The following is a 6,643-nucleotide window of genomic DNA, read 5'->3' as shown; positions in this document are numbered from 1 at the left end:
ATTGGCTTACGCCGACAGCAAGGCCAGTTTTGATCGGCTCGGCGGGCAATCGAAGGGGCGCAATACCGGTGTCTCCTTGTATGGCCGGCATGGGTTTGGTCAGCCTGGCGATGGTGGCTGGTATGTCTCGGGCCGGGCCGGTCTGGCCAGCATCGACAGCACCGTCACGCGTACGGCGCTGATCGGCGCTACGGAGCAGAACCTGGGGACCAGTCATACCGATAGCCTGTGGTCAGCCTATGCCGAGGGCGGTTACGTGTTGCCTTTATCCGGCGACACGCGCTTGACGCCTTACGCGGGTGTGACGTACGACCGTCTCAAGCGCGGCGGTTTTACCGAAAGCGGCGGCGTGTTTGGACTGACGGCGGACAGCCAGACGTACAAACAGACAGCGGCTCTGCTGGGCTTGCGTGGCGACAGCAGTTTCCAGTGGGCCGGCGGCTTGAGCGTGGTGCAGGCGTATGCCGCCTGGCAGCATGCGTTCAGCGATGGCAGCCTGGATTTCGGGGCGGCTTATGTGGGTGCGCCGGCGGCGCGATTTACGGTGCAGGGGATAGGCTTGTCGCGCAGTTCCGGTTGGGCCGGGCTGGGCTTGAGTACCGCGGTGGATAGGCGTTGGGGCTGGTATCTCAACTACGATGCGCAGTTGGGCAAGGGTGGCTTGCGTAATAATGTGCTGGCGCTGGGGTTGCGCTTTGCACTTGATTGATTTGAACAACTGTTGTCATTGACGGGTATCTTGGAAAGCTGCCGGCAGCGCTTTTTACGTCAATGACAACAGTCTGATATCAAATCCGTTTTGCCATTACATTTCGCTGCCGGGCGGCATATCAGTGTGCGCAGGCGTTTGCGCTTCCATTTCCGTCCGCGGTTCCACGGCAGCGCCGGTTTTCATGACGCGTTTCTTGCCCATCAGACCCAGATCCGCTCCGGTAATGCCGTATTCATTCATCTTGGCTTTGATCTCGGTAATGACGTCAGCGATTTCGGCCTGACGCAGTTCTTCCGCCTGTTTTCTCAATTGCTCGATTTGTGCTTGCAGCTCTTTGTAGGTCGTCATTTCTATTGCTTTCATTCTGCGTTTGGGACGGGCAAGTATACCGTAACCACGCAACGGGATGAAACGCATCAGCGTTCCTCGTCCTGCCGCAGATCGGCTGTTCGCGCATTGATACATGTGCATTGATACAGGTTGTTGCAAACATTACCGATTGGTAGTGCTCCTTTGTATTGCGCAACCTATATTGAATACAGGAAGGCAGTTTGTGCCGCCGTCCTGGCGGCGGCACGGGAAGTAAAGGTGTCGCTATGAAAAGATTCTTTATGTTGTGGTGTGCGGCGGTTGCACTGATATTGTCGTCCGCTACGGGTACGGCGCTTGCCTTCAACGGCGGCGACCATCGCGGCGGCGGTTTTCAAGGCAGCGCCAGCGGCATGCACAACGGTATGCACAATGGCGGCGGACATGAGGCTCGCCACGGTTTTCACCGTGGGTTTCATGATTTTCGCGGGCGCGGCGTGATAGTCATAGGCGGTCCTTATTTCTGGACGCCGTACTACTATGACCCGGGGTTCTATTCATCCGGAACTATGTACGTGGCGCCAGGCAGCGATTACAGCTACTACTGTAACGATCCCGCCGGCTATTACCCTGAGGTATCAACTTGCCCCACTGGCTGGTTGCGGGTGGTTCCGGGCGACGCGCCATATTGATCCGGTCGCGCCACACACACAAACGCTATCCTTTGGGTAGCGTTTTTTTATAGACATGCCGTGATGGCGGGAGGTTATCAAATTTTCGCCGGGCGTCTTGCTGCCGACTAACATGGCGGGTACCATGAAGCAAAAAACCATTCGACTTTTTATCCCGGAGATATGCATGTCCATTCATATGATTGAAGCAGTTCGTTTTAATGTTGCGGGCGACAGAGTTGAGGAAGTGCGCTGGGGACGAGCGAAGTCCAAAGATGACGGTTCAATCGGATGGGAGCACAAGACTTCGGAGCAGGACGTCAGCCTGGTAGTGGACGCTCTGCATTTCGGTGATGAGGTCGCCACCGCATTTTCAGTCGAGGGAAAAATCGTGCGCGGGCCTAGCATTGCGCTGGTGATTTACGAGCACGGGATTGAAGGCATCGGGATTGCCGATCACGATGATTCCGGACGCACGCTGGCTGATTTGCCACGGTTTTAGTAAGGCCAGGTTTTAGTAAGGCTTAACCCAACCCCGCCCCAGGCCGAACACAGTTATTCTCAACCGGTTCGGCCAATTTCGGCCAATTTCAAAAACTGCTGGAGGATGCCGGGCCGCGGGCTGCATCGCTGTCGATCGGAACGCTGATAGCATCGCTGCGGTGAGCTTCCCGCCATTCCTGGCGATGCCTTTCGATCTCTGCCCATTGATCGACGCGTCGTTTTTCCCATTCATTGCGTTCACGCCAGACCGGTGCAACCGTCACTGCTGATGGCGGATGCAATAGCGGCGCCGGATTCAATTCCACGCCAGATAGCGCCGGCGGTGCAAAAAAGGGCGCCGTACCGCCAATCGATACGCCCACAGTGTTGTCGGCCAAGGCCTGGTTAGGCATTTCTGCAATAAGCCCGCCAAGCAGTAGTACAAGCAGCAGCTTTCCCATATTGCCCCCGATTCGTTGGTTCAAATCAAACGGTGCGATCACGCCTTCGGATTTCATTCTAGGAAACAAAGCGCGGCTAAGCTAATAGAGAATCTTCACGACTAGCCGTTTTTCAGGAATTTTTGGCCGCGTTCTGCACGAATTAGTTGCCGGTGGTAATGTTTGTGTCCGAATCGGCTGTAATCTGCTGTGCCCACTGAAATAAATTGGAGACGGACAAGGATTTTCTGTATGGAAAATTTCCGGGCTTCAATTTTCTAACGGAGACATTGAATGCAATCTCAGATCGAAAAAGCACGTATCTTTCAGCAACTTCACAAGCGCGAAGGGGCTTTTATCATCCCCAATCCGTGGGACATCGGCACGGCCAGATTGCTGGCCCTGCTTGGTTTTGAAGCATTGGCGAGTACCAGCGCGGGATTTGCCTTTTCACAGGGACAACTGGATGGCGGCATCGGGCGTGAACAGATGATGGCGCATCTGACCGAACTGGCTGGCGCCACCGAACTGCCACTCAGTGCAGATCTCGAGAATGGTTTTGGCGAGGCGCCCGCCATGGTAGCGGAGACCATTCAGTTGGCGGCAGCCACCGGCATCGTAGGCGGTTCTATCGAAGACGCCAGCGGCCGTCGCGACGATCCGATTTACGCTTTGGAGCTGGCGGTAGAGCGTGTGCGCGCCGCTGCCGAAGCGGTGCGCGGCCTGGATTTTCCTTTTACTCTGACTGCGCGCGCGGAAAATTATCTGCATGGCCGGCCCGATTTGAAAGATACCATCAAGCGGCTCCAGGCCTATCAGGAAGCCGGCGCCGACGTGCTCTATGCGCCAGGTTTGAAAAGCAAGGAAGAGATTGCCGCAGTGGTCAGCTCACTGGACAAGCCGGTGAATGTGGTCATGGGACTGCAAGGCGTGCAACTCAGCTTGCAAGAGCTGGCCGCAATCGGCGTCAAGCGGGTTAGTGTCGGTGGTTCTCTGGCGCGCGCCGCGCTCGGGGGATTCTTGCGCGCCGCTGAAGAGATGCGCGAGCATGGCACATTTACTTACGGTGAGGATGCCGTGAGTACGCGTCGAATCAGCGAGATGCTGCAAGCCGCGAACCAGCTTTAAGCAGCGGACGCCAGCAATAAGTTATATGCTGCTTAGTGTAAGATCCTTGCTTTTCCGCGCTGAAGAATTGCCGCTCACCATGAAAGTCTACAATTTAGCTTGTGAACAGAATCATCGCTTCGAGGGATGGTTTGCCTCGGAGGAGGATTTTCTTTCGCAATCAGCGCAGCAGCAGATTGTCTGCCCGATATGCGATAGCTGCAAGGTAGGCAAACTGCCGTCCGCCCCACATCTGAATTTATCCGCCGCCAAACCAGATTCTGCCGCCGCTCAAGCTGGCGATGCCCGCTTGAGTTCGCCGGCAGTGGCGCAATTTCAGCAGCGCTTGCAGGACATGGCGCGGCATGTCATGGAAAATACGGAAGATGTTGGTGAAGGGTTTGCCGAGGAAGCGCGTCGCATCCATTACAAGGAAATCCCGGAGCACGGGATTCGCGGCATTGCATCGCCGCAGCAATGCGAGGAACTGGCAGAGGAAGGCATCGAGGTTTTTCAATTGCCGCTGCCAATTCCGCGCAAGCAGTCGCTGCAATAGATAGGCTATAGGGTGGCTATAACGGTAGGCTATAACGCGGCTGTCAGACTATCGTCGCGCTGCCGGCCGGGTTTATTTAGTTAGCCGCGGTCTCGCAAAATCCGCGTGACGCCGCGGACCCGGCGTACATTGCGCATCAATCTGGCGAGATGCACCCGGTCTTCAACCTGGATGGTGAACACCAGCTGGGTCATCAACTGGTCTTTGTCGTCATCCATGTTGACGTAGATGATGTTGGCGTCGGAATCGCCGATTTCGGCGGCGACTCTGGCCAGGATGCCTTTGTCGTTATGCACCAGCACCTTGATGCGGCAATCGAAGCGGCGATTCAGATCTTCACCCCATAACACTTCAATCCAGCGATCCGGATCCTTGTTGCGCTGGCGCTTGGCGATATTGCAGTCTTCGGCGTGCACCACCAAGCCCTGATCACGCTTGAGCTGGCCGGTGATGTGATCGCCAGGAATCGGTTGGCAGCATGGCGACAATTGTACCGACACGCCTTCGCTGCCATAGATCACCACCGGGTCCATTTTGGCCGGAGCGACAACACCTTCCAAGTCGAGCAGCGGCGTCTGCAAGGGTTCGTTTTCGAGCAAGCCCATGATGTGGCGCGCCACCAAGGTTGCCATGCGTTTGCCGACGCCGATGTCAGCATAGATTTCATCCAAGGACTTGGCACTGGATTCATTCAGCAGGCGATCGACCACGATGGGCGCCAGCACCGGATTCAGGTTGAGCATCGCCAGCGCCTGCGATAGCAGCCGCTGGCCGAGTTCCACCGACTCGCTCAGATTAATCGTGCGCAGATGATGGCGGATGGCCGAACGCGCTTTGCCGGTGCGCACGAAACTGAGCCAGTTGGGACTGGGGCGCGAGCTGGGCGAGGTAATGATTTCAACGATGTCGCCATTGTGCAGCTCGGTGCGCAGCGGCGCCGGCTCGTGATTGATCTTGGCGGCAATGGTCTGGTCGCCGACATCGGTATGGATGGTGTAGGCGAAATCGAGGGCGGTGGCGCCGCGCGGCAAGGCGATGATTTTCGATTTCGGCGTGAACACGTAAACCGAGTCGGGAAACAGGTCGACCTTGACGTGTTCCAAAAACTCAGCCGAATCGCCGGTCTGTTTTTGAATGTCGAGCAGCGATTGCAGCCACGCATGCGTGCGTTGCTGTAAATCGCTCAGATTGCCTTCTTCATCCTTGTACAGCCAGTGCGCAGCAACGCCCGATTCGGCCACCCGATGCATGTCCTGGGTGCGAATCTGGAATTCTACCGGTGTGCCGTAAGGGCCAATCAGAGTCGTGTGCAGCGACTGGTAGCCATTCAGCTTGGGAATCGCGATGTAATCCTTGAACTTGCCCGGCATCGGCTTGTACAGCGCGTGCAGGGTGCCGAGCGCGAGGTAGCAATTGGCAAAGGTGTCGACCACGATGCGGAAACCATAGACATCCAGCACTTGGGAAAACGACAGGTGCTTGTTGTGCATCTTGCGGTAGATGCCGAACAGGCTTTTCTCGCGGCCGTCGATTTGCGCATTGATGCCGGTTGCCGCCAGCGTGGTGCTGACCGACTCCAGGATCTTGCTGACCACTTCGCGCCGATTGCCGCGCGCCGCCTTGACTGCTTTGGCCAAGGTGCGATGGCGCAGCGGGTACAGATGCGAAAACGCCAGTTCCTGCAGTTCGCGATAGATATTGTTGAGGCCCAGGCGATGCGCGATCGGGATGTAGACCTCCATGGTCTCGCGCGCAATGCGGCGTTTCTTTTCCGGGATCATCACACCCAGCGTACGCATATTGTGCAAACGATCGGCCAGCTTGACCAGGATCACGCGCACATCGCGCGCCATCGCCAGCAGCATCTTGCGGAAATTTTCAGCCTGGGCTTCGATCTGGCTCTGGAACTCGATCTTGTCCAGTTTCGATAAACCATCCACCAAAGTGGCCACCGGAGCGCCGAAGCGTTCGATCAATTCATCCTTCTTGACGTCCTGGTCTTCCATCACGTCATGCAGCAGGGCGGCCATGATCGCTTGCGCGTCAAGCTTCCAGTCGGCGCAGATTTCAGCGACGGCAATCGGGTGTGAAATATAGGGTTCGCCGGATTTGCGCATCTGACCCAGATGCATTTCATCCGAAAAGCGATATGCCTCCTTGACCTTCTTCAGCTCGGCTGGGGTCAGGTATTCGGCAAGCTTGGTGGTCAGGTGAGTGATCGAGGCGACGCCGGGTTGCAGGGCGGGCTGGTGATCTGACAAGGGAGGTGTATTTACAGGTTTTCTGGCTGAGCGGGGAGAGGCCGCCCGTTTTTTAGTGGTTGCGGCTGATGACAGGCTTGAATCTGGAGATGTCAGGTTCATAC

8 protein-coding genes are annotated in these 6,643 nt (G+C 56.6%); 5 read left to right on the top strand and 3 right to left on the bottom strand.

Features of this window, described 5'->3' with window-relative positions:
- Positions 1-709, top strand: a 709-nt coding sequence (locus VNZ60_RS17800) for an autotransporter outer membrane beta-barrel domain-containing protein (protein ID WP_325661448.1), incomplete at its 5' end; no start/stop codon positions are given.
- 96 nt (positions 710-805) lie between these two features.
- Here VNZ60_RS17800 and VNZ60_RS17795 read toward each other — a convergent pair.
- Positions 806-1,201, bottom strand: coding sequence for an H-NS histone family protein (locus VNZ60_RS17795; protein ID WP_325661447.1), 396 nt, complete (start codon positions 1,199-1,201; stop codon positions 806-808).
- A gap of 107 nt (positions 1,202-1,308) precedes the next feature.
- Between VNZ60_RS17795 and VNZ60_RS17790 the strand changes: the two genes are divergently transcribed.
- Both VNZ60_RS17790 and VNZ60_RS17785 read left to right on the top strand, forming a co-directional pair.
- Complete coding sequence (locus VNZ60_RS17790; protein ID WP_325661445.1) at positions 1,309-1,713, top strand: hypothetical protein; 405 nt, start codon at positions 1,309-1,311, stop codon at positions 1,711-1,713.
- A 124-nt stretch (positions 1,714-1,837) separates the two neighbouring features.
- On the top strand, positions 1,838-2,194 hold the full coding sequence (locus VNZ60_RS17785) for a hypothetical protein (protein ID WP_325661443.1): 357 nt from the start codon (positions 1,838-1,840) through the stop codon (positions 2,192-2,194).
- Between the two features lie 88 nt (positions 2,195-2,282).
- Here VNZ60_RS17785 and VNZ60_RS17780 read toward each other — a convergent pair whose 3' ends face one another.
- On the bottom strand, positions 2,283-2,693 hold the full coding sequence (locus VNZ60_RS17780; protein ID WP_325661441.1) for a hypothetical protein: 411 nt from the start codon (positions 2,691-2,693) through the stop codon (positions 2,283-2,285).
- Between the two features lie 216 nt (positions 2,694-2,909).
- Between VNZ60_RS17780 and VNZ60_RS17775 the strand changes: the two genes are divergently transcribed.
- Positions 2,910-3,743: an isocitrate lyase/PEP mutase family protein gene (locus VNZ60_RS17775; RefSeq protein ID WP_325661439.1), complete on the top strand. Its 834-nt coding sequence runs from the start codon at positions 2,910-2,912 to the stop codon at positions 3,741-3,743.
- A gap of 79 nt (positions 3,744-3,822) precedes the next feature.
- A complete protein-coding gene (locus VNZ60_RS17770; RefSeq protein WP_325661457.1) occupies positions 3,823-4,278 on the top strand; it encodes a DUF1178 family protein in 456 nt (151 codons plus the stop codon).
- An 80-nt stretch (positions 4,279-4,358) separates the two neighbouring features.
- Here VNZ60_RS17770 and VNZ60_RS17765 read toward each other — a convergent pair whose 3' ends face one another.
- The gene (locus VNZ60_RS17765; protein WP_325661437.1) at positions 4,359-6,641 is read right to left on the bottom strand and encodes a RelA/SpoT family protein; all 2,283 of its coding nucleotides are present in this window, start codon (positions 6,639-6,641) and stop codon (positions 4,359-4,361) included.
- Between the last annotated feature and the right edge of the window lie 2 nt (positions 6,642-6,643).

The organism is Collimonas sp. (assembly GCF_035566375.1).
Classification (GTDB): Bacteria; Pseudomonadota; Gammaproteobacteria; order Burkholderiales; family Burkholderiaceae_D; genus Collimonas.
Note: the sequence above shows the minus strand (reverse complement) of the source record. Positions and strands in the feature narration are given on the sequence as shown.